19 protein-coding genes are annotated in these 26164 nt (G+C 61.9%); 12 read left to right on the top strand and 7 right to left on the bottom strand.

The window, feature by feature from the left end:
• The coding region (locus IT350_00380) for a radical SAM protein (GenBank protein ID MCC6156479.1) at positions 1-1216 on the bottom strand (1216 nt) is incomplete at its 3' end.
• Positions 1217-2663: 1447 nt separating this feature from the next.
• Between IT350_00380 and IT350_00385 the strand changes: the two genes are divergently transcribed.
• Positions 2664-3299, top strand: coding sequence for a hypothetical protein (locus IT350_00385; GenBank protein MCC6156480.1), 636 nt, complete (start codon positions 2664-2666; stop codon positions 3297-3299).
• Here IT350_00385 and IT350_00390 read toward each other — a convergent pair.
• Genes IT350_00390 through IT350_00405 form a run of 4 tightly spaced genes read right to left on the bottom strand, consistent with a single transcriptional unit; the run spans position 3290 to position 7995 of the window.
• A complete protein-coding gene (locus tag IT350_00390; protein ID MCC6156481.1) occupies positions 3290-3520 on the bottom strand; it encodes a type II toxin-antitoxin system RelE/ParE family toxin in 231 nt (76 codons plus the stop codon). The two genes, IT350_00385 and IT350_00390, sit on opposite strands and share 10 nt — an antisense overlap.
• A gap of 49 nt (positions 3521-3569) precedes the next feature.
• On the bottom strand, positions 3570-5105 hold the full coding sequence (locus tag IT350_00395; protein MCC6156482.1) for a hypothetical protein: 1536 nt from the start codon (positions 5103-5105) through the stop codon (positions 3570-3572).
• Positions 5102-7054 (bottom strand): type I restriction enzyme HsdR N-terminal domain-containing protein, encoded by a 1953-nt coding sequence (locus IT350_00400; protein ID MCC6156483.1) that lies wholly within the window; start codon positions 7052-7054, stop codon positions 5102-5104. The genes IT350_00395 and IT350_00400 overlap by 4 nt, the downstream gene beginning before the upstream one ends.
• Positions 7055-7071: 17 nt before the next feature.
• On the bottom strand, positions 7072-7995 hold the full coding sequence (locus IT350_00405) for an IS1595 family transposase (GenBank protein MCC6156484.1): 924 nt from the start codon (positions 7993-7995) through the stop codon (positions 7072-7074).
• 205 nt (positions 7996-8200) lie between these two features.
• On the opposite strand from IT350_00405, the gene IT350_00410 reads away from it, so the two are divergent.
• Positions 8201-8677, top strand: a complete 477-nt coding sequence (locus IT350_00410) for a hypothetical protein (protein MCC6156485.1) — start codon at positions 8201-8203, stop codon at positions 8675-8677.
• 583 nt (positions 8678-9260) lie between these two features.
• Here the strand turns inward: IT350_00410 and IT350_00415 are convergent.
• The gene (locus IT350_00415) at positions 9261-11423 is read right to left on the bottom strand and encodes a hypothetical protein (GenBank protein ID MCC6156486.1); all 2163 of its coding nucleotides are present in this window, start codon (positions 11421-11423) and stop codon (positions 9261-9263) included.
• A gap of 645 nt (positions 11424-12068) precedes the next feature.
• On the opposite strand from IT350_00415, the gene IT350_00420 reads away from it, so the two are divergent.
• Genes IT350_00420 through IT350_00440 form a run of 5 tightly spaced genes read left to right on the top strand, consistent with a single transcriptional unit; the run spans position 12069 to position 16700 of the window.
• Positions 12069-13301 carry a zinc-regulated TonB-dependent outer membrane receptor gene (locus IT350_00420; GenBank protein MCC6156487.1) on the top strand — a complete coding sequence of 411 codons (1233 nt, stop codon included), beginning with the start codon at positions 12069-12071 and terminating at the stop codon, positions 13299-13301.
• Positions 13302-13311: 10 nt separating this feature from the next.
• Positions 13312-14232 (top strand): zinc ABC transporter substrate-binding protein, encoded by a 921-nt coding sequence (locus IT350_00425; protein ID MCC6156488.1) that lies wholly within the window; start codon positions 13312-13314, stop codon positions 14230-14232.
• Entirely contained in the window at positions 14229-15095 is an 867-nt protein-coding gene (locus IT350_00430) for a hypothetical protein (GenBank protein MCC6156489.1), read from the top strand. The genes IT350_00425 and IT350_00430 overlap by 4 nt, the downstream gene beginning before the upstream one ends.
• A complete protein-coding gene (locus IT350_00435) occupies positions 15010-15855 on the top strand; it encodes a metal ABC transporter ATP-binding protein (protein ID MCC6156490.1) in 846 nt (281 codons plus the stop codon). The genes IT350_00430 and IT350_00435 overlap by 86 nt, the downstream gene beginning before the upstream one ends.
• Positions 15852-16700, top strand: a complete 849-nt coding sequence (locus IT350_00440; protein MCC6156491.1) for a metal ABC transporter permease — start codon at positions 15852-15854, stop codon at positions 16698-16700. The genes IT350_00435 and IT350_00440 overlap by 4 nt, the downstream gene beginning before the upstream one ends.
• Before the next feature lie 5 nt (positions 16701-16705).
• On the opposite strand, the gene IT350_00445 is transcribed toward IT350_00440, so the two are convergent.
• Complete coding sequence (locus IT350_00445) at positions 16706-17200, bottom strand: DUF3347 domain-containing protein (GenBank protein MCC6156492.1); 495 nt, start codon at positions 17198-17200, stop codon at positions 16706-16708.
• 254 nt (positions 17201-17454) lie between these two features.
• Here IT350_00445 and IT350_00450 point away from each other — a divergent pair, with 254 nt between their 5' ends.
• The 5 genes from IT350_00450 (at position 17455) to IT350_00470 (ending at position 26153) form a co-directional block, all read left to right on the top strand.
• The gene (locus tag IT350_00450) at positions 17455-18849 is read left to right on the top strand and encodes a sigma-54-dependent Fis family transcriptional regulator (protein ID MCC6156493.1); all 1395 of its coding nucleotides are present in this window, start codon (positions 17455-17457) and stop codon (positions 18847-18849) included.
• 10 nt (positions 18850-18859) lie between these two features.
• Positions 18860-19975, top strand: coding sequence for a sensor histidine kinase (locus IT350_00455; GenBank protein MCC6156494.1), 1116 nt, complete (start codon positions 18860-18862; stop codon positions 19973-19975).
• A gap of 187 nt (positions 19976-20162) precedes the next feature.
• Entirely contained in the window at positions 20163-21422 is a 1260-nt protein-coding gene (locus IT350_00460) for a TolC family protein (GenBank protein ID MCC6156495.1), read from the top strand.
• Between the two features lie 9 nt (positions 21423-21431).
• Complete coding sequence (locus tag IT350_00465) at positions 21432-22826, top strand: efflux RND transporter periplasmic adaptor subunit (protein ID MCC6156496.1); 1395 nt, start codon at positions 21432-21434, stop codon at positions 22824-22826.
• Between the two features lie 12 nt (positions 22827-22838).
• Positions 22839-26153, top strand: a complete 3315-nt coding sequence (locus tag IT350_00470; GenBank protein ID MCC6156497.1) for an efflux RND transporter permease subunit — start codon at positions 22839-22841, stop codon at positions 26151-26153.
• Positions 26154-26164 lie beyond the last annotated feature (11 nt).

The raw sequence follows: 26164 nt of genomic DNA on the forward strand, positions 1-26164 counted from the left end.
ACCAGAACGGCAGCACCTCGCGATAGAACCGGAGCCGGTCTTCGCGCGAGCACCGGAACGCCACCGGCTGCTGCCGGTTTAGCTTGTGCAGAATCGTTCCGAACAACGCGCCCGAATATTCCTCCCACACCTGCGCGCCGCGCCGCATGGACGTGAAATTGCCGACGATCAGCTCGTCGGGCCAGATCGTCACCTTTTTACGTTCCAGCACGTACTCCAGCCGCCGCGCCCGGTGGAGGGGGGTGGGCTCGGCGAAGCCGTTTCGTTTGTAGAACTCGGTTTTCAGGAAGGCGACTTCGAAGCAGAAGTTGTATCCGTCGGCGCGGATCGCGTTCTGGATGTCGTACACGCGCGCGGGAAACTCGGCGTGGTGCCGCGCCGCGTCCAGATCGAGGCAATGCGCGCGCACGCCGCCCGTCGCAAAGGTCTTCACCGCCTTGCGCACCGCGGCGACGGCCTGCTCGTTGGTGATGGAGAGCGCCGGGCACTCCAACCCGAGGCGCCGAGCCTTGTCCACGTACATGTCGTGATACTTGAGCAGCTCGATCTCGTGGTGACCCACGGAGCGCACGAACTCGGCCGCGGCCCGCAGGTGGCGCGGTCGGTCGTTGTGCCCGGGGACGATCACGGTCCGGAACCGGACGTGCGCGCCTTGCGACACCAGCCGCAGGGTGTTCTCGCGGATCAGCCGGTCGTGCTGCCGGGTAAACTTGCGGTGGGCCGCGTCGTCGCCCACCACCTTCAGGTCGATCAGGAACAGATCGACGAAAGGCGCGACGCGCTCCACGTGGTCCCACGGCACGTGCAGCGACGTTTCGACCGTGACCGGAATCGCCATCGCGCGCATGCGCTCGAGCAGCGGAATCAGCGCGTCGGGCGATTGGAGCAGCGGCTCGCCGCCGCTGAGCGTCACGCCGCCGCCGGTCTCGCCGTAGTAGTCCCTGTCGCGGCCAACCATCTCCGCGATGTCGTCGAGCGAGTATTCGGCGCTCGGCGTCGCATCCGAATCGAAAGCGATCGCCTCGGGATTCTGGCACCACAGGCAGTGCAGCCCGCAACCGCGGAAAAAAATCGTGGTGCGGATGCCGGGGCCGTCGTGGACGCACGTCCGCTGGATCTTCAGAATCCGCAGCCGCGCCGCGTCCGTCCGCTTTCGCTCATCGTTCGAGGGACGAGTTTCGTCCTCAATCCAGTTTTGGCGGATCGCGGTGACCATGCGGCCCTCCGTCGAGAATGTGCCTGCGTCAGGCGACGACGCGGCGCCCGGCCTTCGGCACGACCGGTCATTCCCATGTTAAACGATACGGACGGACGCGTCAATCTCGTTATGAGCCGTGTGACAGCGGACTGTTTTTCGATGCCTCGTCGTGACCGATCGCGGAGAGTTCGTCGACGTCGAGTGCGCTCGCGGCGTCGCGATGTGCGTGCCGCAAGCAACCCACCCCGAGGATCGTCAAGAGGTAGCGCGCGGGCGACGTCGAGGGATAGCGTGCGGGCGTTGCGCCGATGCGCTTACCCGATAGCGAGGCGCGGGCCGTCTTCGTTATCCGAATCGAGCAAGTAAGTCCGCTGGCGGCGATTGCAGCGCTGTGTGACGTGGTGGGCCATGCCGGGAACGACGACGAGAGCGATGCGGGGCCTAGGGCGATCCTTGTCCGAAAGGGGTTCAAAGGGAGGAGATCGGTATTATGTCTCCGGAACCGCGGAACCGCGGCGATGGAAGAACCGGGGACATGCAGCGCGCCTCGCGATGCGTGTCCCCGGTTTCTACGATGCGATCTCGACCAGTCCTTCACCGTCCGCGTTGCCCATTGCGTTGATGGCCCCCCGTTCTCTCCCCAGAGGGGGCGACTCAGACCGCTCCGGCAGCCGAGATCGGTATTGTGTCCCCGGAACTCCCTCCGAGATCGGTATTGTGTCCCCGGAACTCCCGTCGCTCGCCGCACGCGTCGCCACTCGCGATGCCGCGTGCCCGCCCCCCGAAAAGCGGCGACAATCTGGCGCGCGCGAGAGCGGGTTGTCAAGGTTGGAAGGGCGTGCGAGCGTGCGCGTCCGACATGCGTGGACGAATTTTCGGCGCGGCTCGGTGGTCGCAGCGCGCGACGTCATTCCGAGCGATTCGCCGAAGCGAAATCGAAGGCTGTGAAGCGGTCGCCGCCTGCGATGTCATTTCAAGCGATCCGCCGAAGCGAAAGCGAAGGCGGAGAATCGAGAAATCCATTATGCCGATCGCGATCTGTGGGATTCCCCCGTTGCGCTCCGGTCGGAACCACAGCCGAATCGATCCGCCCAAACTGCCCACTACCCGCCCGCACGCCCTCTTGACAGCCCGACCCCAAATCGAGCATCTTCATTAAACTGAAGAACCGAACCGGCGATGTCACCAGCACGAGGTGTCCGGCGAAATGAACGGCACGCGAGCATTCAAAACAGACCGGCAGAGACAACCCGGATTGCCGTCATGCCTTTTGCCGATTGGAAGCGAACGTCGTGGCGTAGCTCCCGCGAAAGTCAGCTCTTGTCTGTTGCCAGCGGAGGTTTCCTACCGCGAGGGAAGGAGACTCGAACGAGAGGGGCGTTAAGATCGGTATTGTGTTACAGAAAATCCATCGGATGGATTTTCGAAATGGCGCAATGTGCCTCTGAATTACTAAGGAGTCAACATGAGGCCGAAACAAGTAGTAGAAATTCTTGAAACGGTAATTGCGACGATCGGGGAATCCGAGAAATTTTTCGAGTACTTTGCTCGTGGAATGCACGCGCCAGAGGAAAAAGAATCAAGCGCACTAATTGCGGCAGGTCTAGATTTTGCCCAAAAATGTGAACGTTTAAAGGACATAGAAGCCGTCGAGCCGGTGCTTCGTAGTTTTGGATTGGATTTGTTGATACACTCCGATCAATTAAACCGGGAAATCGGTTCGCTGTATTTTAAAGGAAATAGACCAACAGGTGACGGCCCGCTATTCGCCTGCTATTGGGCATGGGGGACAATGAAGCGTTCACTTTCATCTTGGAAACATCTAATTATTCCAAGTCATTCTAAACATGAAGAGAAATATGAATTTTTTAGGCGATTATGCACTTGGCAAACCAAGGCCGAAAACGCGCACGCGGCTCGGTCGCCCGATCTTATCTTAGCGCGCCCGCTTCGACTTGCGCTTGCGGCTCGTAGAAGCCCTGCGCGCCTTTGTTTCACGCTCCGGCCCAACGCCCATCGCTCGGCGCATCAGCGCGTCGAACTCGCCGGGGCCGATCTTAAGGGCGTCACCCTTCTCGGTTTTCTCGGTCTTCATCGGTAGGCGTCCTTCCTGTTGTCGATGTCCAAGATGACGACCTCCGGAGGGTTGTCGCGGACCTCGTAGATGATCCGATAGTCACCTTGGCGCACGCGGCGCGCTCTGCCCTCTGCGAACTTCTTGCCTTTGAGTTTTCTGTTCCCCGGCGGGAACGGATTTTTTGCGAGCGCGCGTGCCCTCCTTGATATCTGAGCCCTCATTTTTCCGGGCTCCATCTTATCCAAAAATGCCTTCGCGGATGGACCGAAGGAAAACCCACAAACCGGCATTTTTCTACGACAACCACTGTTTCATGCTCTCTTCAAGGGCCGGTCCGCGTAATGTCGAATCGGGATCAGCCTCCGCTTCGACGATCCGCAAATCGGCAAGGGCACCGTCGATGTCATCCTCGGAGCCGTCACCTATTGCGTTTGCGATGATCGCTTCCATGTAAACGGTAGCGGCGTTTTCGAGATCGTCAGCGATGGCGCGCAATGCGACGGCGCGCTCGGATTTATCCGCGATAGCATCCTCGTTTTCTCTTGTGAGCCGTACAACGGGAATTCCGCAAACGTCAGATGGTTCAATATGCGGGATGGACGTTCCGTAACTTGCACGCAAAACCAGCGGTCGGCCTAAATCCGGGTGCCCCAAGACTGTGAAAAGATAGCCAGGGCGAATTTTCGAGACGTCAGGGATAATGCGGATCAAGTCATCAGAAAAAAACGGTGCTTCGTGTGCCTTGGTTGTTAAAACGACACTCCCATTAAGACCATAAATTTGTCCAGACCGGGCCATAACTATCCATCCGGCCTTTACGAAAAAACCAGAGACATGAGGACTATTTTTTAGATCGACGCGTTTCTTTACCGGCGGATTTACGGAGAACAGTTCGTTGGCACTAAAATACGCAGTCTCGCCGTCCTTCGGTGTGCGACTTAGGCGCAAGGGCATCCAAATGCGATCTGTCACGGATTCAAGCGTCTGCGTCTTCAAACCGGCCCTTTCCACTGCCGAGAGAATGGCAGCGGCCAATGGATTGTAGGAATACGCATCTAATCGACGAGAACCGTGGAAAAGATCACGCCCACGTGCCGGGAAGCCGCTTTCTACAGCCGTAGGATTGACAGCACCGATCTTATCCGCGTACTGCATTTCCGAATCTAGCAATAGATCGTGTGCCTCATTGCGCAAGGCAAAACAACGACTTACAGCTGCGTTCAACATGTCCCGAACCGTAGATCCAACGGTAATTACAGGAACGTCTTGCAGGTGTTCCACCTCAAGGTGCTTAATCACGTTTCCGTACTTCGTAGATCGCATCATTCGACGTGCGAAGTTCGTCCGTAAATAGGCGTACAAATAGCCACAATTTTCGTCTTGCATAGCCACGACACGAAGAAGGTCATGCGAAATAACAATTTCGTCAAGCGGGCGATACGACATGATCGCATCGCCGACGCTGCCTGAACAGGTTACGAGAATCCACCCGCGTTCAACAAACCGACTAGCCGCGTTCGGCGTGTGGTCTAAAGCGAGCCATTTCCTAGGGCGCGGTCGAATATCGAAAACCTGCGTCGCTGCAAGGAACGGTTGTCCGTGTTTTTGTGAGACCTGAATTCCTTTAAGGCGGTCCGGCTGCCAAACCCTTGCAAGCTGGCCTAGCGGCACGCTCCCGATGCGTTCAATTCGACTGCGAAGTGAATACCCTTCCGACAAGTAGTTTTCGGCCTCAAGCCGCCGACTTCCCCTCAAGATCGAAGACAATGGAATGATGGAAATTTCCGCCTTTGGCGGGACCGTCAACAGTCTTTCGGCGCGCTCGGTCATTCCTGCCCCGCCAGCCAAGAGCGAAATGCGTTTGCAATCTCGCGTGTGTTATCGTCTTCTACCTTGTTCATAGTTTTCTGGCGACGATAAACCGGATGCCCGTTGCCGTGTTCCTTGATTAATTCATCCTCCTCTCGAACGATTTCATTCCCATCCGCATCACGAACATAGGTTGTATTTCCGCGCTTGTCATGACCTACGTGATTCGCGAGCGACATGAAGACGCTATAGTCGTTCTTTTCCCCTGTTGCGCGTTCCAATGCAATCTCGTCAAAGCGCTTTCGCTGGAGAACAAGGACGCTCGTTTGCGTCGAATTTCTCGGCTGAAACGTGTCAGGATGAAGGTCGATACTTGCAAGAACTCGCGTATTTGTCAGTATCCATTCACGCACATATCCAAGACCCGGAGCCCCTAGAATGCCGTCCGGCAAAACAATGGCGACACGCCCAGTCCCCGGCTTGAGAAAACTCACGCAACGCTCTATCGCCAAGATCTCCGGTGGTAGCGCTCTTTGGAGCGCAACGGGATTGCGCGGAGAGAATGTGTCAGCGTTATCGTCGTAATCATAAACCTTCGCTATTTCGTACTGTTCAAGTATCGCCGGGTCGTCTATACGAATTTTGGACCCAAATGGAGGATTGGTGAAAATCAAATCGACTCGCCCCAGAAGATTTCGGCTCCTAAGCTTCTCTTCCCAGAGAACTGGATTGCCAAGAGAGTTGGCTTGGTACAGCCCCCCCTCTCCGTCATTGTTCATTACCATATTCATCTTTGTTGCGCGTACTAGATTCGGATTGAAGTCAAGTCCTACTATTTTCGCATCGCAGTATTCTTTGATGCGTCTAAGTAGTTCCGTTTGCTCCCTTTCTGTTGGGTGTTCCTTGTCACGCCATTTGCGTGCTTCGGTCACGCGAATTTTTTGAATAACGTGGTTCAGTGCAATAGTGAGAAAGCCGCCTGTCCCGCAAAATGGGTCGAGGATTAAATCGCGCGGGTCTGGGTCGAGCATTTCGACGGCCATGCGACAGATGTTTCGGGGTGTAAAAAATTCGCCGCGATCCCCGCGCAAATTCGATCCGACGATTTCCTCGTAAGCTTTCCCCTTTACGTCAATATTCGTATCCAGAAGAAAATACGATTGAAGTTGCGATACGATGTATGCCAAGACGAGCGGAGCCAATTCTATAACTTCATTTGGTTTAAAAATCGTACTGTACTTTTCGCGTACGATCGCGAAAATCCCATCGAGCCGTTTTTTTACTTTGAGTTGCCCATTTAAGTTCTGGCGCTCTTGTGATGTCGCGTAAAACTCAATCTGCTCTGATCGCTCGTCCATGATCTTGCAGAATATAATTTTCAGAAGCTCCCAGAACGCCTCTGGCTTCTGTAGCCCCTGATTACCGGCGATGTAGTTGTGGCAACGCCGAAACGCAAAAAGAAGGGCGTCACTATTCGCCGGGGAAAGAGATGCCAGCGACGGACGCTCTACGTCATCAATGGATCTCCCCTTGGCCGGAATATCGTCAATTGGAGCAAACTCAAACCCTTTGCCGTTTGACACCTTTCGGAAACATTCCCGATTCCCACCATGACCGTTGGTCCACATCCCGAATTCTGCATTAAGCGACGCCGCAAGATAGCTTTTCAGCTGCTCCACGCCGTCCTCTTTGTCGTTCGGTGAGACGGTTGCGGCCTTGCATTCTATAAGCGCCCAAGCAGTCTCTTGGCGGTGTGCAGAGCCTTCTGGAAAAACTGCCAAATCAACGCGTTTATTTTTCGACCCTATTTTGATCGGGAATTCTACCGCGATTTCCTCGCGCAAATACTTGTATTCTCTGACAAGAGACTTTTCGATCTCTTGGCGGACGTACTCCTCCGGTGTTTCCTTGCGAAATTTCCGGTCAATAAAGTCAACGACCTTTCCATGTGGAACGATGACCGCTGTGATGGCGGGCGCAGATCCCATTATTTGCTCCCGACTTTCGGCGCGCGCCACATGAGGCGCTTGCCTTCCGATTTTTGAATCCCGATCACCGTCCGCTGTCCGTCGCTCATCTTGCGGGTGTTGTATTTGTGGTCGATCTCCGCAAGGTAGAGCGAAAGGTGCTGTCGGGAGACGTGGTGGTGCGTCCCGTCCAAGCTCCGCTTCGTGTTCCCGAAAAACCCTTCAACGGTGTTCGTCGTCGCGTGGCGTCCGGTCTCTGGGTCGCGGCGCGAATACTCTTCGGCTGAATGGTTCACGGTGTCGTGGGACGCGAAGCGCCAAGCAGACGCGAGGTAGGCCGCAGATTCGTCGGTGTTCAGGTTCGCCGTTGTCGCGACGTGCGAGCGGAGAATCCTGTCCAGCACAGTGCCGGTCACTTTCGGAACGACTTGGGAGCGCACGCGACCTCCACGCTCGACAAGCGAAACGACGGCGGTCTTGTTCCCGGTGTAGCGTCGCCCCTTGCCGCGAACCTTTCCGCCGATATAGGTCTCGTCGGCCTCGACCGTGGCGGATAGCTTATCGACAGGCTCGGCGTCTTTCAAGGCGTAGCGGACCCGGTGGCACAAAAAAAGCGCGGTTCTGTAGGAACCCAACTCCAACTGTCGCTGAAGCTGGAGCGCCGCGACCTGCGTCTTGCTCGCGCACATCATGTAAAACGCGATGAGCCACTTGTTCAGCGGGATATGGGAGTCTTCCATGACGGTCCCAACCGTGACCGTGAATTGCTGGCCGCATTCGACGCATTTGCGCAGTCCGGCGCGGACCTTTTTTTTGGGATTGGCTTCGATGTCGTAGATCCGCTTTCTGTCGTCGTTGCCGCAATGCGGGCAAACCGGGCCGTTCGGCCAGCGGATTTTCTCGAAGTAATCCCGTGCGGCTTCCTCGGTCGAAAACCGCGCCATGATCGACATGAGGGTGAGTTCTTCGTTCTTCATCCTCATTTTCTAGCAAAACGCGAAAGGTTTGTCAAGTGCATAATCGCCATTTTTTAAGCTGACAGTTGGTGTTTCAGAAGATAAATTTGTCACGGTTGTCGATTTCAAGATCGCACTTGAGTCGTTGGAAACAATATATCAAGTATTGTCGAAGCTTTCGCCGACTCAACATGTGGAGAATTTCGACATATTTTATGTCGAAAGTGGTTCTAGGATAGAAATTTCACTAAGAGGCCTCAAAGGGGTAGTCGCAGAACTTTCTAAGTTGATTTTGGATTCGTGGATTAGGATTCGGCACCGAAAGATCGAAGATTCACTTGCAAAAAATGAAGCAATATTAGGCAGTCTTGCTGTTATCGAAAAAATAGATGACATGCAACAAAAGGGAAAATTAGAACATGAATCAGCTTTTCAGATGAAGCACGCAATTATAAAGAGCGTGCTTGCGCTATTTGAGGCCGGCGTACTTCCAAGAGTGGCAAGTGGAAATGAATTGATTGATAACAGAAAATTACTTGAATCGAATAAACCAAAGTTGTTGAATGCGGCACCGCCGGACGGTGACGAAAATAGTTTAAATAATATTAAGGCAAGCGCAAAATCTCTTCGACGAGGAAAAAAGAAAGCAACGAGTGAAACTATGGAGTGAAGTGGCCAGTAGGAGTTATAAATTCGTAGAATGAAAAAGGATTTCTCGACTCCCCCCGTTTCCGCAAAGACCACTTTGGATCGCTAGAAGCGACCGGCGTTGCGTTTCCAGAGATGTTCCCCGACGCTGACAGTTGGACGGTCGGGATTCCGCGGGCGCGCGCCATTACGACGTTCGGGCCCCTTCGCGAAAAGACGCGCGCTCGTCGGCGGGCGCCCGTTTCCCCTCGATGGTTTTTGGACCTGCAACGTGGTAAAAACATGGGTCGCGATAACGGGAGTCGAGAAACAGTCGGGAGTGCGTCCGTTCTGTCATTTCGAGCGAGGCCGACAGGCCGAGTCGAGAAATCCCTTTGGAGTTCGGGAATTGAGGGATTCCTCCGCTCCGCTTCGCGTCGGTCGGAATGACAGAAGGCGCGACTCGTCGGTCGGAATGACAGAAGGCTCTACTCGAATTGCTTTGCGACATGGCGACAAAGACGCGGGGTGAACGCATGAGGTTGTTCCAGACGGCATTCCTGTGGTGCGTCCTGAAAGCGGCGGTGTGGTGCGGAAACGGCGAATCCTCGACGGATTCGACCGGCTCATAACCCCCGGATTGCCGCGACCTCGGCGGCCAGTCTGCCCTTTCGCACGAAGACCGCCGGCTCGCCGATCGGCGCGTCCACGCTCACGATCCGCCGCCCGTCGAAGGTTTCGCCCGTGAACAGATGCTCCCATTCGCCGTCGGGCAGCGATACCGTGACCGTTAACGCGCCCTTCGCGACGACGGGTGCGATGAGCAGGTCATCGCCGAGCATCCACTGGCGGTGCGCATCGTACGCGGCGTCCCAATCGGGATCGACCAGCGCCGTGTGGCGAACGATCGGCAATCCCGCGACCGTCGAATCCGCCGCGAGCGTCTTCCAGTAATCGCCGAGCGCCGCGTGGATCTTCGCGCAGCGCGCGAAGTGGGCGAGCGTTTCGGCGTCGGAATCGAAGTGATGGTTGTCGAGTTTCTTGAGGCCGTCGTGCGTTCGCATGACGGGTGTGAACGCACCGAGTTCGATCCAGCGCAGCATCAATTCCTTTTCGCGCGGCCCGCCGGAGAACCCCCCGATGTCGTGCGTGAAATACGGGATGCCCGCGAAGCCGAGGGAGAGTCCCGCCGCGATCACGGTCGGCAGCCCGTCCGTAACGGACCAGTCCGTTTCCTGATCGCCGGCCCACACGACCTGGGCGACGCGCTGCTCGCCGGTGAAACCGCTGCGCGTGAGCAGCACGAAGTCGTCGTCGTGCGCCGCTTCGAGCAATTCGCGGTTCGCGGCGTGCCAGCGGGTGGGGTACAGGTTGTGCTCGGCGCTCGATCGGCCGTTCGCGAGATGGCTGAAAAACGGCAACCACTCGCCGAAATCCGCCATCCAACCCTTCATGCCGAGTTCCAGCGCGTCGCGCGCGTAGCCTTGGAACCACGCGATGGCGTCGTCGTTCGTTACGTCGAGCAGGCCGCCGAAAAACGTGCTGATGAGAAAGACGATGGGCGTTCCCGAATCGTCTTGCACGACGAAACCGTTTTCGACACCGTCGGCCCAGTGGTCGTAGCCGGGCACGACGAAGGGGTTGAAGTAGCCGAGGAACCGAATGCCCTGCGCGCCAAAATCCGCGATCAGGTCGTCGAGGTGCGGGTAGAGCGCCTCGTCGTGCACCCAGCGGTATTTCACGCCGAAGTTTTCGAGGCCGAAATCGCGCAGGCCGACCCAGTCCTGCACCCACACCGCCGAGATCGGCACGCCCGCATCGAGCGCGTCTTCCACGCGGTCGCGCACGGCGTCGGTGCCGCCCTGCGCGGCGATCCACGCACCGTCGAACGCCCAATCGGGCGGCGGGACTTCGGGACGCCCGACCTCGTCCGTGAGCTGGCGAATGAGATCGGCGGGCTTTTCGCCGGGCACGACGACGACCGACGCGCGGCGTCCGTTCCAGACGTCGATGCTCCAGCTTCGCGCGTCCGTCGCCCTGAGATCGAAGACGCTGTACTCAGTGTTTTCGAGGAGCAGGCCCTTGCCTTTGCGTGGATCGAAGGTCCACGGCATGGGGAAGTAGGTGTTGGTGAGCGAACCTTGAAACGGCAGAACCGGCGACGCGGCGCGCCCGAGTCCCTGTTCCTGCACCCAGATGGGAACGATTTGCCCGCGCAGATCGAGGACGTTGTATTGCTCGCCGAACCCCCAGAACCGGTCGCCGGGCCACAGCGCGAAACGCAGCCGGATGCCCTGCGACTGCCGCGCCTCGGTGACGAGGACCTCCAGGCGAAGATTCCCCGCGCTGGTTCGCGACACGAGCACCTGCCCGGCGCGCTCGCCGCCTTCGGTCAGCAAGAGGTCGCCGTCCATCACATCGAATCGCAGCTCTCGCGCGATTTCGTCCTCGCCCCACAGATGGAACACACCGAAGGTCATCGACGAGCGCGGAGTGAACTGGAGCGTATCGGCGCCCAGGAGCGTGTAGAGGACGCGCCCATCGTATCGAATCTCGACCGTGTCGTTCACGCGAACCACCGACCAACCGGGCTCGGGATCGTCGTAGATTGTCTCGCCCGGAACGGCGTCATCGTCACCGACGGTGTTGGAGTCGTCGTCGGCATCTGCCTGCCCTGAGCCTGACGAAGTGTCGTCCGACGCGCACGCGACCAGCAGACAAGACGACAAGACGATCAGCAGCGCGAGTCGAGCAGCCGTCGTGATGGGATATTGGCAAGGTCTGAGCATGAAACGCCCCGTCGCTTCGAAGCGATGACGTTTTCGCACCCGCCGCGCGATGGGTCAACGAGCGAGGTGTTTCGCGCCGACCGGTCGGGTTGCGCCAGTCTTCGTCCTCATGATAGATCATACATTGTAACACCGGGGCGAGGCATGCGGCGTTTGCCGACACCATCAACGAAGCGCAGGGCGATTCACGTCGCCGTGTGTGTCGTTGTTCTCTTCGGCCTCTCGCTCGCGGCATGGCACCCGGGAGTTGCTCCCGGGGCCATTCCCGAACACGGCGACGCCTTCGGCCAAAAGTCGACCGCGTGTTTCGATCACGCGCACGACGCGGACCGGTGCCCCCTGTGCCTTGCGGCGGCGCACGCACAAGCCATTGGCCATTCGGCGGACGCCGTCCCGTCCTTTGCCGCGATTTCCGCTCAGACGCCGTCCGCCCAACGGCAATTCGTCGCTGAGCGTTCCGTCCGGCCGTCACTCCCCCGCGCTCCCCCGCAAGCCTGATCTCCTGAACGACGACACCGCGATCCGCGTGCCGAGAGGCGTCGCGGACGGTTCGAGTTCTCACCGCGCCCGCTGGGTGCGACCCATCTCTCACTCCCGATTCATCCACAAAATCCGCTGGCCCGGGAGCAGACTGAGAGACGGAGCATGAAGCGATCACGAAGCACAGCTTTCGAATGCGCAATCGTTTTGACGGTGGTGCTATGGTCAATCGGGCAATCCTTTGCGGCGGACGACGAGGCCGCGGAAATTGAGAAGGCGCTCGCCGCCGATCAGGCGGAGTCGCCCGCACCCACGCCGGGGGTCGCGTCGTCGGCGGGCGCGATGATCCAGTCGCTCAACCCAGACCTCGCGCTGATCGGCGATTTCGCCGCCGCGTGGTTCAACACGACGGAACCGCAACAGGCGGGCGGTCACGATCCGCAGAAGACGGGTTTCAATCTCCAGCAACTCGAGATGGCGCTGGGGGCGACGGTAGATACGTATTTCCGGTTCGACTCGAACATCGTGTTCAGCCAGTTCGGCGTCGAGATCGAGGAGGCGTATGCCACGACGCTCTCTCTGCCCGCCGGGTTGCAGGTCCGCGCGGGGCAGTTCCTGACGCGCTTCGGCCGCATCAACAACACGCACCCGCATTCGTGGGACTTCGTCGATCAGATGATCGTCGTCGGCCGATACTTCGGCGGCGAAGGCAATCGCGGGCTCGGTGTGGAGACGTCGATCCTGATGCCGCTGCCCTGGTACGTCGAGGTCGTCGGTTCCATGACGGAAGCGACCGGCGAGGCGAGCGCACGCAGCTTTTACGGCGCCGAGGATCTCGGCGTGCGCGACCTCGGCGACTTTCAGGATACCGCCGCCATCAAGCAGTTTTTCCCGCTTGGACCCGCCTGGTCGATGATGTGGGGGCTCTCCGGCGCGTTCGGTCCGAATCCCACCGGACGCGAAAACCGAACCGAGATCTACGGAACCGACCTGTACCTCAAATACCGTCCGATTTCGTCCAACAGCCCGCAAATGGTGGCGCTGCAGGTCGAGTGGATGCACCGCCGCCGGCAGATTCCCGATGACGTTCTGACCGATCACAGCGGCTACGCCTACCTGACGTGGCGCTTCGCCAAGCGCTGGACGACCGCCGGTCGATATGAATTCGGCAGTCAGACGACAAATCAGGACGGCAACGACGTGGTCGACCCGCTCGATCCGTTGTGGACCGATCCGCGCACGCGCGTCAGCGGTAACGTGACTTGGTGGCCGACGGAGTTTTCCCGGCTGCGTCTCCAGTATTCCCACGACATGGCCGTGTGGTTCGAAAAGGATCACGACGCCGTGTTTCTGGCCCTCGAAGTCGCAATCGGCGCCCACGGCGCCCACGCGTTTTAGGAGCGAACCCATGCGAAGGATCCTCCCCGGAATTCTGATGGTTGCGGCTCTCGTCGTGGGGATTTCCCCGGCGCGCGCGGACGTCACGGTCGTCGCGACGGTGCCCGATCTCGCCGCCATCGTTCGCGAGATCGGCGGTTCGTCGGTCCGCGTGGTTTCGTTGGCCGCGCCGACGCAGGACCCCCACTTTGTAGATGCAAAACCCAATCTCGCGCTCAAGCTCGCGAAGGCCGACCTTCTCGTGTACGTGGGGCTTGACCTCGAGGTCGGCTGGCTGCCGACGCTCATCGTGGGATCGCGCAACGCGTCGATTCAGGCGGGCGCGAAAGGGAATCTCGACTGCTCGAAGTTCGTGGAGTTGCTCGACGTGCCCGCGCAGAAGATCGAGCGAAGCATGGGGGACATCCACCCCGGTGGAAATCCGCATTATCTCCACGACCCGCGCCGCGCCCTCGCCGTCGCCGCGGGCATCGCCGCGAGGCTACAAGAGATCGACCCTGTGAACGCGACGGCGTACGCATCCGGGCTGGAGTCGTTTCGCGGGAAGCTCGGCGCGCGGATCGCCGGCTGGGCGAAGCGCATGGAACCGTGGAAGGGAACGCGCATCGTCACCTATCACAAATCCTTCGTGTACGTGGAAAACTGGCTCGGTTTGCAGACGGTGGAGCACGTGGAGCCCAAGCCCGGCATTCCCCCGAATCCACGGCACGTCCTCGACGTGATTCAGGCGGCGAAGACGAGCGGCGCGAAGGTCCTGTTGCAGGAGACTTACTACCCCGCTCAGACGTCGATGACGATCGCGGAAAAGTCGGGCCTGCGCGTCGTCGCCGTGAGCGCGGGCGCGGACTCTGAGGGCGGCCAAAGCTACGGCGACCGCGTCGAAGCGATGGTGAACGCGTTGGAATCGGCGCTGAAAGGAGGCGGAGCATGAGGCGGACCGCAATTCTTATCGCGGTGATTCTTTCGGGCATCGCCGCCGCCTCGTGCACGTTCGAGGACGGCAAGGGGTTTGCGACACTGAACGCATCGATGATCGCGTCGTGGACCGTGCCGGCCGATCGCGACGCGGGCAACGGCTGGCAGCGTCTGAACAACAGTTACGAGATCCGCCTCGTCGATGCGACGTTCACATTTGACCACATCGCCCTGGAGGCACTCGCGTCGTCCGATTCCGGCGACTCGACGACCTTCGATCCCGCGAATCCGCCCGCAGGATACTCGTTGTGCCACGGCGGACACTGTCACAGCGCGGAGGGCGAACTCGTGTCGTACGAGGACATCCAGGCGGAGATGGACGGCGGCGGGGGAAGCTCGGCTTACTCGGCGGTCGTTGCGTTACCGGTCGGCGAGTTCGATCTGGAGTCGCCGGCATCCCGGGATCTCGAATGCGACGCCGGTTGCGAACTGCCCGCAGCGAGCATCTCCCGGCTCAGAATCTCGCCGACGCGGCTGCGTCTCGCGGGCGACGTGCGCGGCGGCGCGGGCGGCGAAGCGCTTGCCGAGCCCGTTCGATGGTTCATCGACGTCGAACTCGCGCCGGACGACGCGATCGTGCACGCGGTGGACCTCGTCGTCGATCGCGACAAACGACCGAACATCGACCTCGCGATTGCGATCGTTCTCGGCCCCGATCTGCTCGACGATCTGGACTGGGCGGCGTACGCCGTGACCGACGGCGCGATCGATCTGGGCGCACAGCCGTCCGAACATGAAGGCGAAACCCTCGCCGATCACCTCGGCGAAAAGATCGTCGAACTGGAGCCCGACATTGACATCGAACGCACCGCCGACTGACGCCGCACCGCTCATCGCGTGCCGCGGACTGCGCATTGGTCACGGCGGCCGGGCTCTATTGCCGCCGATCGATCTCGACATCGGCGCGGACGAGTTTTGGGCGGTCATCGGGCGCAACGGCTCGGGCAAGAGCACGTTCATGAAGACGCTGCTCGGACTTCTGTCGCCCGTCGGCGGCGCGGCGCGACGAGGCCGCGACGACGTGCGTCTCACCTACATGCCGCAGGTGATGAGTCTGGAGCCGATGCTGCCGATCCGCGTCGACGATCTGGTGTTGTGGGGGCGTTTGCGGGGTTGGAATTTCCGGCGCCCAACGGCGTCCGCCGGCGATCGGCGCGCGCGAGATGAGGTGCTCGCGGAAATGGAGGCCGCGCATCTGGCGCATCGCGTATTTCGCGATCTTTCAGAAGGACAGAAGCAGCGCGTGCTCTTCGCGCGGCTGCTCGCATCGGGCGCGCACGTGGCGTTTCTCGACGAGCCCACCGCCGCCATGGACGCCGTCGCCGAGCGCGAAGCATTCCTGCGGCTTCGAGACTACGGACGGCGGCACCACGTGACCATCGTCGTCGTCAGCCACTTCATGGGGGTCGCGCGGGAGTGCGCGGACCAGGTGCTGTTTCTCGATCCCGACCACCAGGCCGTGGTGCAAGGCCCACCGGAAGACGTGCTCGCCTCGCCCGAATACCAACGGCGCTACGGGTCCGCCGAAATCGTCGACGAGAACGGCGGAGGAGAGATCGACGCGGGGTGCGCGTCATGAGTGCCGCACAGATGTTCGAGGCATACGGTGTCTTTCGCGAATCGATCCTGTGCGCCGCCATTGCCGGGGCGACGCTCGGTTTCCTCGGCGTTTACGTCGTGCTCCGGCGCGTCGTCTTCGTCAGCGCGGCGGTGACGCAGTCCGCGGGGCTGGGCGTCGCGCTCGCGTTCTTCGCGGGAATCCACCTGGGCGTCACGATCGACCCCATGGTGGGCGCGACCGTGCTCGCCCTGCTCGCGACGTTTGCACTCGCGATCGACACGTCGCGCCTGCGTCTGTCGCGCGAGAGCGTCGTGGGGCTCGTATACGCGGCTTCGGGCGGGATCGCGGTGCTGATCGGCGATCGCATCACGCAGGAAGCCCACGACATCCACGCGATTCTTTTCGGCAGCGCCGTGCTGGTGCGTTCGGTGGACCTGACGGTCGTCGCGGCGGTCGCGGGTGTGCTGCTCGCGGTCCACGTCTGGTGGTTTCGCGGCATCACGTTCGCGGTCTTCGATCCGATCACCGCACGTGTGCACGGTCTGCCCACGGGTCTGCTTTCGTTTCTGGTGCTGGTGTCGGTCGGCGTCATGGCGGGCGTGAGTGCACGGGCGCTGGGCGCGATGCCGGTGTTCGCGTTCTCGACGCTGCCCGCGATGGCGTCGCTGATGCTCGTCGATCGGCTCTCGGTCAATTTCGCGCTCGCCGCGCTGATCGGCGCTGCTGCGGGCGTCGCCGGATTCGCGTTCGCCTTCGTCACGCAGTTTCCCGTCGGTGCGTCGCAAACTGCGACGGCGGCCGCATTCACGGCCGCCGCGTTCGTCGTGGCGCTCGTTCGCAGGGCGGCGGCGACCCGCCGGTAGGGGCGCTACTTACCGACGATCTCGCCGCAGGTGAGCATTTCGGCGCCGTAGTACGGGTTGCGAATGTCCTTGCCTTTTTGCAGCCACGAACCCGGGTACATGGAGCAATAGACGACCGTCGCCGGTTTCGTGGACTGGTGCTCGACCCACATCACCATCGGCTTCGAAAGCTCCGCGAACGCCTTTCGTGCCGTCTTGATATCCGCCGCGGCCTGAATCTTTTTCGCCGCGTCGGGCACCTTTTGCGCGATCCCCTGATAGTGCTTCGCGTGCTCGGGAGCGGCATTCGATGCATCGAGCTTGGCCGACAGCGTAACGATGGCTCCCGCCGCTGCCGCGACGCCGTCCATCTTGTCCGACGCCAGTGTGTCGCCGATCTTCAGGTACTCGGCGAGGACGAGGTTCATCTGCTGATCGAAAGATTCCTGCGACGCGAAGCCGGGGGTCGCGAACGAGGCGACCAGCGCGAGCGCCGCGACCGCGAAGCGTGCGAATTTCATGGAGACTCCTTTCGGCGAAAGCGCCCGGGTCGGGTGTCGCGTGAATCTTTAGCAGGGATCGGGCCAACTGGCGTATCCCGCGATTCGCCAAGGATTTCGGCCGTGTTCGAGACGGATCGGCCGGGTGATCGTGTGCGTGGCGAAGAATATTGCTCGGACTGTGCAATATTCTACAGCGCGCGGGTCGGCCACTGGCGACCTCCCGCGAACCGGTGTATGCGTAGCGAACCACCCCAGCGCGAGGGACACTTTTCGTGAGTGAGACGGTCCTCCTCATCGATGATGACGAGAGCTTTCGCGAGGTGACGCGTTTTCACCTCGAGGAGGAGGGCTACGTCGTTCGGGGCGCGGCCGACGGCGAGGTGGGGCTGCGTTCCTTCGAAGAGAGTCCGACTGCCGTCGTCATCACCGACCTGAAGATGCCGAAGATCGACGGGATGGAACTGTTGCCGCGCCTGCTGGCACGCTCGCCGGAAGTGCTCGTGATTGTGGTCACGGCGTTCGGCGATGTGGCCTCGGCGGTGGCGGCGATGAAAGCGGGCGCGTTCGAGTTCCTTCCCAAGCCCTTCGATCGAGATCACCTGAAGCTCACGGTGCGGCGCGCCTTCGAGCACGCGGCGCTGCGTCGCGAGGTGCGCGAACTGAAAGGGCGGCTCGGCGACAGCGCGGGAAAGGAACTGCTCTTCCGATCCGACGCGATGGAGCGCGTGGTCGAGGTCGCCGACCGCGTGGCCGGGGCGGACGTCACCGTGCTGATCCTCGGCGAAAGCGGCACGGGCAAGGAACTCGTGGCGCGGCGCATCCATCGCATCAGCCCGCGCGCGGCGGGACCCTTCGTCGTCGTCAACTGCGGAGCGATCCCGCGCGATCTGCTCGAGGACGAGCTTTTCGGCCACGTCAAGGGAGCATTCACGGGTGCGACGCGCGACCGGCGCGGGCGTTTCCTGCAGGCCGATGGCGGCACGATCGTTCTCGACGAAATCGCCGAATTGCCCGCGGATCTTCAGACGCGGTTGCTGCGCGTGCTGCGGGAGCGCGTGGTCGACGTCGTCGGCCGCGACGCCTCGGTGCCGGTGGATATCCGCGTCATCGCGGCGACGAACCGCGACCTCGAACACGCGGTGGCCGAGGGGACGTTTCGCGAGGACCTCTTCTACCGCCTCAACGTGTTGCCGCTACGCATCCCTCCGTTGCGCGAGCGTCCCGAGGATATCCTGCTGCTCGTGCGGCACTTCCTTGCCCGATACGGCGGATCGACGGAGTGGACGATTCCGGCGGGAGCGACGGCACGACTCGAGTCGCTGCCCTGGCGCGGCAACGTGCGCGAACTCGAAAACCTCTGCCAGCGCGTCGCGCTGCTCTCGCCGGGGCGCGAGATGAGCGAGGAGTTTCTGCCACCCGCGCCCGAGTCGGTGCGTGTTCGTGGCGACTCGGACCTGGCGATGATCGCGGCGGGGCGGATCGAGTTGCCGCCGGGCGGGGTGTCGCTCGAAGCGCTCGAGCGCGACATCATCGTGCACGCCTTAGAACTGAACGGCCACAACCAGAGCCGCACGGCGCGATTCCTGCAAATCCCGCGTCACGTGCTGCTGTACCGAATCGAAAAATTCGGGATCGCGTCGCCGCCCGGCCGCGAACCGGGAGCGTAGGGAGTTGGCCTTGCTGTCACGCGTCGATCGGGTGGGGTGGCGAGCGCTCGTGTCGGCGCGGGCGTGGATGCTGCTGTGGATCCCCATCGCACTCGTCTCCGCCGCGCACTACACGACGGGTACCTCGTTTCACTGGCTGCACGACATCTTCCGCCGGCTCTACTACATCCCCATCATCCTCGGCGCGTTCGTCTTCGGGCGACCGGGAGCGCTGGGGGCCTCGATCGCGGCGTCGATCGCCTACGCACCGCACGCCTTCACCACGTTTTTCGTGCAGGACCCCGCGCACGGCACGGAGAAAGTGCTCGAGATCCTGCTCTACAACGTCGTCGCGTTTATCACGGGAACGCTGGCCGATCGCGAGCACCGCGAACGAGTGCGTCAGGAGGAGACGGCACACAGGCTTCGGGAATCGCTCGAGGATGTGCGTCTCATGGAGCGGCAACTCATCCGCGCGGGGCGCTTGCAGTCGCTGGGTGAGATGACCGCCGGGCTCGCGCACGAGATCAAGAATCCGCTGGCGTCGCTCAAGGGTGCGGTCGAAATCATCTCCGACGAAATTTCCGAAATGTCGCCCCGGCGGAAGATGGTGGAGATCCTGCGCAAGGAAATCGACCGCCTCAACGATCTGCTGGAGAGGTTTCTCAGTTTCGCGCGGCCCTCGGGACTCCATCGCGCGGATGTGCCGCTCGCGGAGGTGGCCGCGCACGCCATCGCGCTCGTCGAATCGACCTCGCGAGTTGGCGGCGTCACCGTTGCGCTGGCGCCCGGCGAGGATTCGGTCGTCGTATCGGGGGATCGCGACAAGATCGCGCAGGTGGTCTTCAACCTGCTCATCAACGCGGTACAGGCGACCGTGAGCGGCGGCACGGTCAGGGTGCGCTGCGAACGCGCCACACGCGCGCGTCGCAGTTTCGGGGTACTGGTGGTCGAAGATACCGGTCCGGGTCTCGCCGAGGAAATCCGCGAAAAGATCTTCGATCCGTTTTTCACGACGAAGGAAGACGGAACCGGTCTCGGTCTTTCCATCGCGGCGCGCATCGCCGACGAGCATCAGGGATTCATCGAGGCCGACAACCGGCCTGAGGGCGGCGCGGTCTTTCGTCTCCTTCTCCCGCTTTCTTAAGGCGGATTGCTGACGGGCCATGCGTCCCGTGAAGCATATCCTTCAACTGCCGAATATTCTTCAGTGTGCCACGCAACTCGCGGACTGTCGATTTCCAACTTAGTGAATTCATTAGACTTACTCTGCGGCACGGGGGTTGCACTTCATTTTCTAGGGTCGGCGATCCGGTCCGACAGGGAATCGCGAAATGATTCACAAATCCGTCGTCTGGACCGTGGTCATCGCCGGCCTCGCATTCGTTGCAGGCGGATGGGCTTCCGCGGATGAATCCGCGCCGCCGATCGAAGAACTGGTCGCAGCCGCGCTCGCGAACTCGCCCATGATTGCGGCGCAGCGTGCGCGACTCGGCGCGGCGCTCGAATTCGTCTCCCCCGCGGGTGCGCTCGAAGATCCGATGCTCGAGACTGGGGGGGCCTTTGCGGTGATGGACGGCGAGCCGGAATTTTCGACGGCGACGCTGGAACTGAGCCAGGAGATTCCGCTCGGCGGTCAACGCGGAATGAGGCGGGACGCGGCCTCCGCCGACGCCGATGCGCGGCGCGTCGCTCTCGTGCGCACCGAGCGCGAGATCGCCATGAACGTGCGCATGGCCTACGCGGAACTCTACGAACTCGACCGCGAGATCGCGTACCTCGCGGCCGCGCGCGAACACCTGAAACTGATTTCGGCCGCCGCCGCCGCGCGCTACGCCGCGGGCGAGTCCGATCAGGAGGCGCTGCTCAAGGCGCAGATCGCCGTGTCGCGGTTGATGGAGCGCCAGGCTGAGCTCGACTCCGAACGCGCGGTGCTCGTCGCCGAAATGAACCGCCTGCTCGACCGGTCCGGCGACGCGCCGCTCGGAACCGTCGCCGGGCTTCCCGAGATCGAGTGGCCGGCGTGGGCCGACGAGAGTGTCGCTCCGACCACTCCCGACGTGCGCGAGCGCGAGGCGGGGATTGAGGCTTCGGAGCATCGGCGCGACGCGGCGAAAAAGGATCTGTGGCCCGATCTGATCGTCGGTGTGGGCGGCGGTGTCGAGCGCAACTGGGTGGACGGCGGGCAAATGCCGATGGGCATGGCACGGCTCGGCATCACGTTGCCGATCTGGCAGGCCGCGCGGCAGCGTCCCATGATCCGCGCCGCCGAGCAGGAGCGCGCGATGGCCGCGGCCGAAAAACGCGACGCGGAGGCCACGGCGCGATCAGCCCTGACGAGGCTTCGCGCGGGTTGGCAGAAGACGAATCGCCAGGTGACGCTCTTTCGCGAGGCCATCGTCCCGCAGACGCACGCCGCTCTCGACGCCGCTCGCGCGGCTTATCTGGCGGGGCGCGGCGATTTTTCGATGGTCGTCGAAGACTTCAACATGTGGCTCGACGCCCGCGTGGAACTCGCGGGCCGGGAAGCCGAGCGCTATCGGATCTGGTCGGAGCTCGACGCGCTGCGCCCCATGGATGCGGGCGGGAAATAGGAACGGCACATGAGTCGACGAACAACCTTCATTCTTTTCGCATGCGTGCTGCTCGTCGCGGCGGCGCTCGTCGCCGGGTGCGGTGCGTCGAGCGATACGGCGAAAAAGTTCCACTGCCCCATGCACCCAACCTACATTTCCGATCGCCAGGGCGATTGCCCGATCTGCGGAATGCGCCTCGTACCGATCGAAAGCGAATCGGACCACGTGAGCGCCACCCCCGCGCCCGCGACGCACGACGTGTACACTTGCCCGATGCACGCGCAGGTCGTTTCGGACGAGCCGGGCGAGTGCCCCATCTGCGGTATGGATCTGGTGAAACGCGAAAGCGCGCCGGACGCCCACGCCGGCCACGACGCGGCGGGCGGGGTGGACGGCATGTCGACGGTAGAACTCGCGGGAACGGCGCTGAACCTTTCGGGAATCAAGACCGCCATCGCAAGACGCGATCGCCTCGCGGGGTCGGTGCGTGCGGTGGGAACGGTCGCGGCCGACGAGCGGCGCGTGCGCGTCGTGCACACCAAGGTCGAGGGCTACGTCGAGAAACTCCACGCAAATTTCACGGGCGGGCAGGTGCGCCGAGGCGATCCGATCATGGCGATCTTCTCGCCGGAACTCCTCGCCACGCAGCAGGAATACCTGCGCGCGTACAAGACGGCGCAGCAGTTCGCGGCGTCGTCCATCGAAGAGGTGCAGGAGGGCGGCAAGGAGCTCATCGCAGCGTCGCGACGGCGTTTGGAACTCTTTGACGTGCCCGAAAGCTTCATCCATCAACTCGAAACAACGGGCGAGTCAAAGCGCACCGTGACGCTCGTCGCGCCGGTGTCCGGTTACGTGACGGGCAAAGACGTCTTTGAAGGGCAACGCGTCGAGCCGGGGATGCCGCTGTACACGGTGACCGATCTGTCGCGCGTGTGGGTGGAGGTGGACATCTACGAGTACGAGGCGCGGCGGGTCACGGTCGGAGCGCCCGCGACGATCGCGCTCGCCTTCGATCCCGACACGCGGATCGCGGCGAAGGTCGCGTACGTCAATCCGACGCTGAACGCCGAGAGCCGCACGCTGAAGGTGCGTTTCGATGTGCCGAATCCCAAACTCGTTCTCAAGCCCGGGATGTTCGCAAACGTCGAACTCGAAACCGGCGGCGACGAGGGCATCGTGATTCCCGACTCGGCCGTGCTCGACACCGGCGCACGGCAGGTCGTGTTCGTCGAGACGGCGCCGGGCCAATACGAGCCGCGCGAGGTGAAGGTCGTCGCGAAGTCGAACGACATGGTGCAAATCAGCGAAGGCGTGCGCGACGGTGAGCGCGTCGTGACGACCGCGAACTTCCTGCTCGATTCCGAGTCGCGCATCAAGGCCGCCATCGCCGGATCGGGCGGCGATGCGAGCCATGCGCACTGACGGGGCGGCATCGTGATCAAGCGGATCATCGAATTTTCCGCCACGAATCGCGCGCTGGTGCTGATCGGCGTGGGGACTCTCGTCGCGCTCTCGATCTACACCCTCAAGGTGATTCGGCTCGACGCGCTGCCGGACCTCTCCGACACGCAGGTCATCATCTACTCCAAGTGGGATCGCAGCCCCGACATCATCGAGGATCAGGTCACGTATCCCATCGTCTCCGCGCTGCTCGGCGCGCCGCAGGTCAAGGCGATTCGCGGATTTTCGGACTTCGGTTTCTCGTACGTGTACGTGATCTTTCACGACGGCACCGACATCTACTGGGCACGCAGCCGCGTAATGGAATACCTGTCGAAAATTCAGGCGCGGTTGCCGGACGGCGTGCAGACGGAACTCGGCCCCGACGCGACCGGCGTCGGCTGGGTGTTTCAGTACGCACTTGTCGACAAGTCGGGCACGCACTCGCTCGACGAGCTACGTTCGTACCAGGACTGGCACTTGCGCTACGCGCTGCAATCTGTGCCCGGCGTGGCCGAGGTCGCGTCGATCGGCGGCTACGTGCGCCAATACCAGATCACGGTCGATCCCAACCGCCTCGCGGCCTACGGCGTCATGATCGACGAGGTGATGATGGCCGTGAAGGCGTCGAACAACGAGGTCGGCGGGCGGCTGATCGAGTGGGCCGGCGCGGAATACATGGTGCGCGGCAAAGGCTACGCAAAGAGCATCGCGGACTTCGAGCAGATCGTCGTCAAGGCGAACGGCGGCGTGCCCGTGCTGCTGCGCGACGTGGCGAACGTGGCGATCGGCCCGGAGATGCGGCGCGGCATTTCGGATCTCGACGGCCAGGGCGACGCGGTCGGCGGCATCGTGGTGATGCGCCACGGCGAGAACGCGCTGAACGTGATCGAGCGCGTGAAGGAAAAGATCGCATCGCTCGGGCCGGCGCTGCCGCCGGGCGTGGAGATCGTGACGACCTACGATCGCTCCGACCTCATCCACCGGGCGATCGAGACGCTGCGCGACAAGCTGCTCGAAGAGATGATCATCGTCTCGCTCGTCATCATGCTCTTCCTGTGGCACGTGCCGTCTTCCATCGTTCCGATCATCACGATTCCCGTCTCGGTGATCCTCTCGTTCATCCCGCTTTATCTCATGGGGATCACGGTCAACATCATGTCGCTCGCGGGCATCGCCATCAGTATCGGCGTACTGGTGGACGGCGCGATCGTCGAGGTCGAAAACGCGTACAATCGCATCTACCACTGGAAAACCGATCGAAAACGCCGAATGGAAGCGGGCGAGCCGGTCGGCGACGAGGACGTCGAGTTCCACCACGTTCGTCTCGAAGCGCTGAAAGAAGTCGGCCCGTCGGTCTTCTTCTCGCTGCTCGTCATCGCCGTCGCGTTCCTGCCGATCTTCACGCTGGTCGATCAGGAAGGCCGGCTCTTCAAGCCGCTCGCGTATTCCAAGAACCTCGCGATGGCGCTCGCGGCGCTGCTCGCGATCACGCTCGATCCCGCGCTGCGCATGCTTTTCGCGCGCATCCGCCCCTTCGAGTTTCGGCCGCGCGCGCTCGCCCGCGTCGCGTCAGCGACGTTCGTCGGCCGGTACCACTCCGAAGAGCAACACCCGATCAGCCGCGCGATCTTCCGCGTGTACGAGCCGGTCTGCCGAGCGGTGCTGCGTCATCCGTACAAGACGATCGGCGCGGCGTTCGGCCTCGTCGCGCTCAGCCTGCCGATGTACTTCCGGCTCGGCACCGAGTTCATGCCGCCGCTGCATGAGGGCTCGATCCTCTACATGCCCACCACGCTGCCCGGCATCTCCGTGACGCAGGCGCGCGAACTGCTCGACACGCAGGACCGTGTTCTCAAATCGTTCCCCGAGGTCGAGCGCGTGTTCGGCAAGGCGGGTCGCGCGGAAACCTCCACCGATCCCGCGCCGTTTTCGATGATGGAAACGACGGTGATCCTGAAGCCGGAACACGAATGGCGCGCGAAGCCGCGCTGGTATTCGCCGTGGGCGCCCGCGTGGGTTCAGGCGGTGCTGCGTCCCATCTGGCGCGACCGCATCTCGTGGGACGAGCTGATCGACGAGATGGACCGCGCGATGCGCATTCCCGGCGTCACGAACGCGTGGACCATGCCCATCAAGGCGCGCATCGACATGCTCTCGACCGGCGTGCGCACGCCCATCGGCATCAAGGTCTTCGGTGACGACCTCGCCGAGATCGAACGCGTCGGCACGCGGCTCGAAGGCATTTTGCGCGACGTGCCCGGCACGCGCAGCGTTTTCGCCGAGCGCGTGGCTGGCGGGTACTTCGTCGATTTCGAGCCGCGCCGCGACGAGATGGCGCGCCTCGGCGTGACGATCGAGTCGCTGCAAACGGTCATCATGACGGCGATCGGCGGCGAGAATGTTACGACGACCATCGAGGGCCGCGAGCGCTATCCCGTCAACATCCGCTACCCGGCGGAACTGCGCGACGACGTGGACCAGCTCGGCCGCGTGCTCGTCGCTACGCCCACGATGGCGCAGGTGCCGCTGGCGCAGCTCGCCGACATCCGGCTCGTGCAGGGTCCGTCGATGCTGCGCAACGAAAACGGATTCCTCGCGGGCTACGTGTACGTGGACATCGAGGGCCGCGACATCGGCGGCTACGTCGCCGACGCAAAAAGGGCCGTGGCGGCGCATCTCGAGCGCACGCCGGGTGTATCGCTGCAATGGAGCGGTCAGTTCGAGAACATGCTACGCGTGCGGGAGCGGCTGCGGATCGTCGTGCCGATCACGCTCGTGCTCATCTTTTTGCTGCTGTATTTCAACACGCGCAGTGCGTTCAAATCCGCCGTCGTGATGCTCGCGGTGCCGTTTTCGGCGATCGGCGCGATCTGGCTTTTCTACCTGCTCGACTACAACGTCTCGATCGCGGCGTGGGTGGGCATGATCGCGCTGCTCGGCCTCGACGCCGAGACGGGCGTCTTCATGCTGCTTTTCCTCGACCTGTCGTATGACGAGGCGAAGCGTCGCGGCGAATTGCGGAGCGAATCCGAACTCGACGAGGCGATCGTTCACGGCGCGGTTAAGCGCGCCCGCCCGAAGATGATGACGGTAGCCTCCGCCTTTATGGGCCTACTGCCGATCATGTGGTCCACGGCGACCGGCACCGATGTGATGAAACGCATCGCCGCGCCGATGATCGGCGGCCTCGCCACGTCATTCATCCTCGAACTCGTTGTGTATCCCGCCATCTACAAGGTGTGGAAGCAGCGGACCGACATGAAACGGGCGGCGTTGCAATCGGGCTCTGTTTCCCCGGCGGCGTGAACGGGCGCGCC

It is taken from the genome of Deltaproteobacteria bacterium (assembly GCA_020845895.1).
Taxonomy (GTDB): Bacteria; Lernaellota; Lernaellaia; order JACKCT01; family JACKCT01; genus JADLEX01.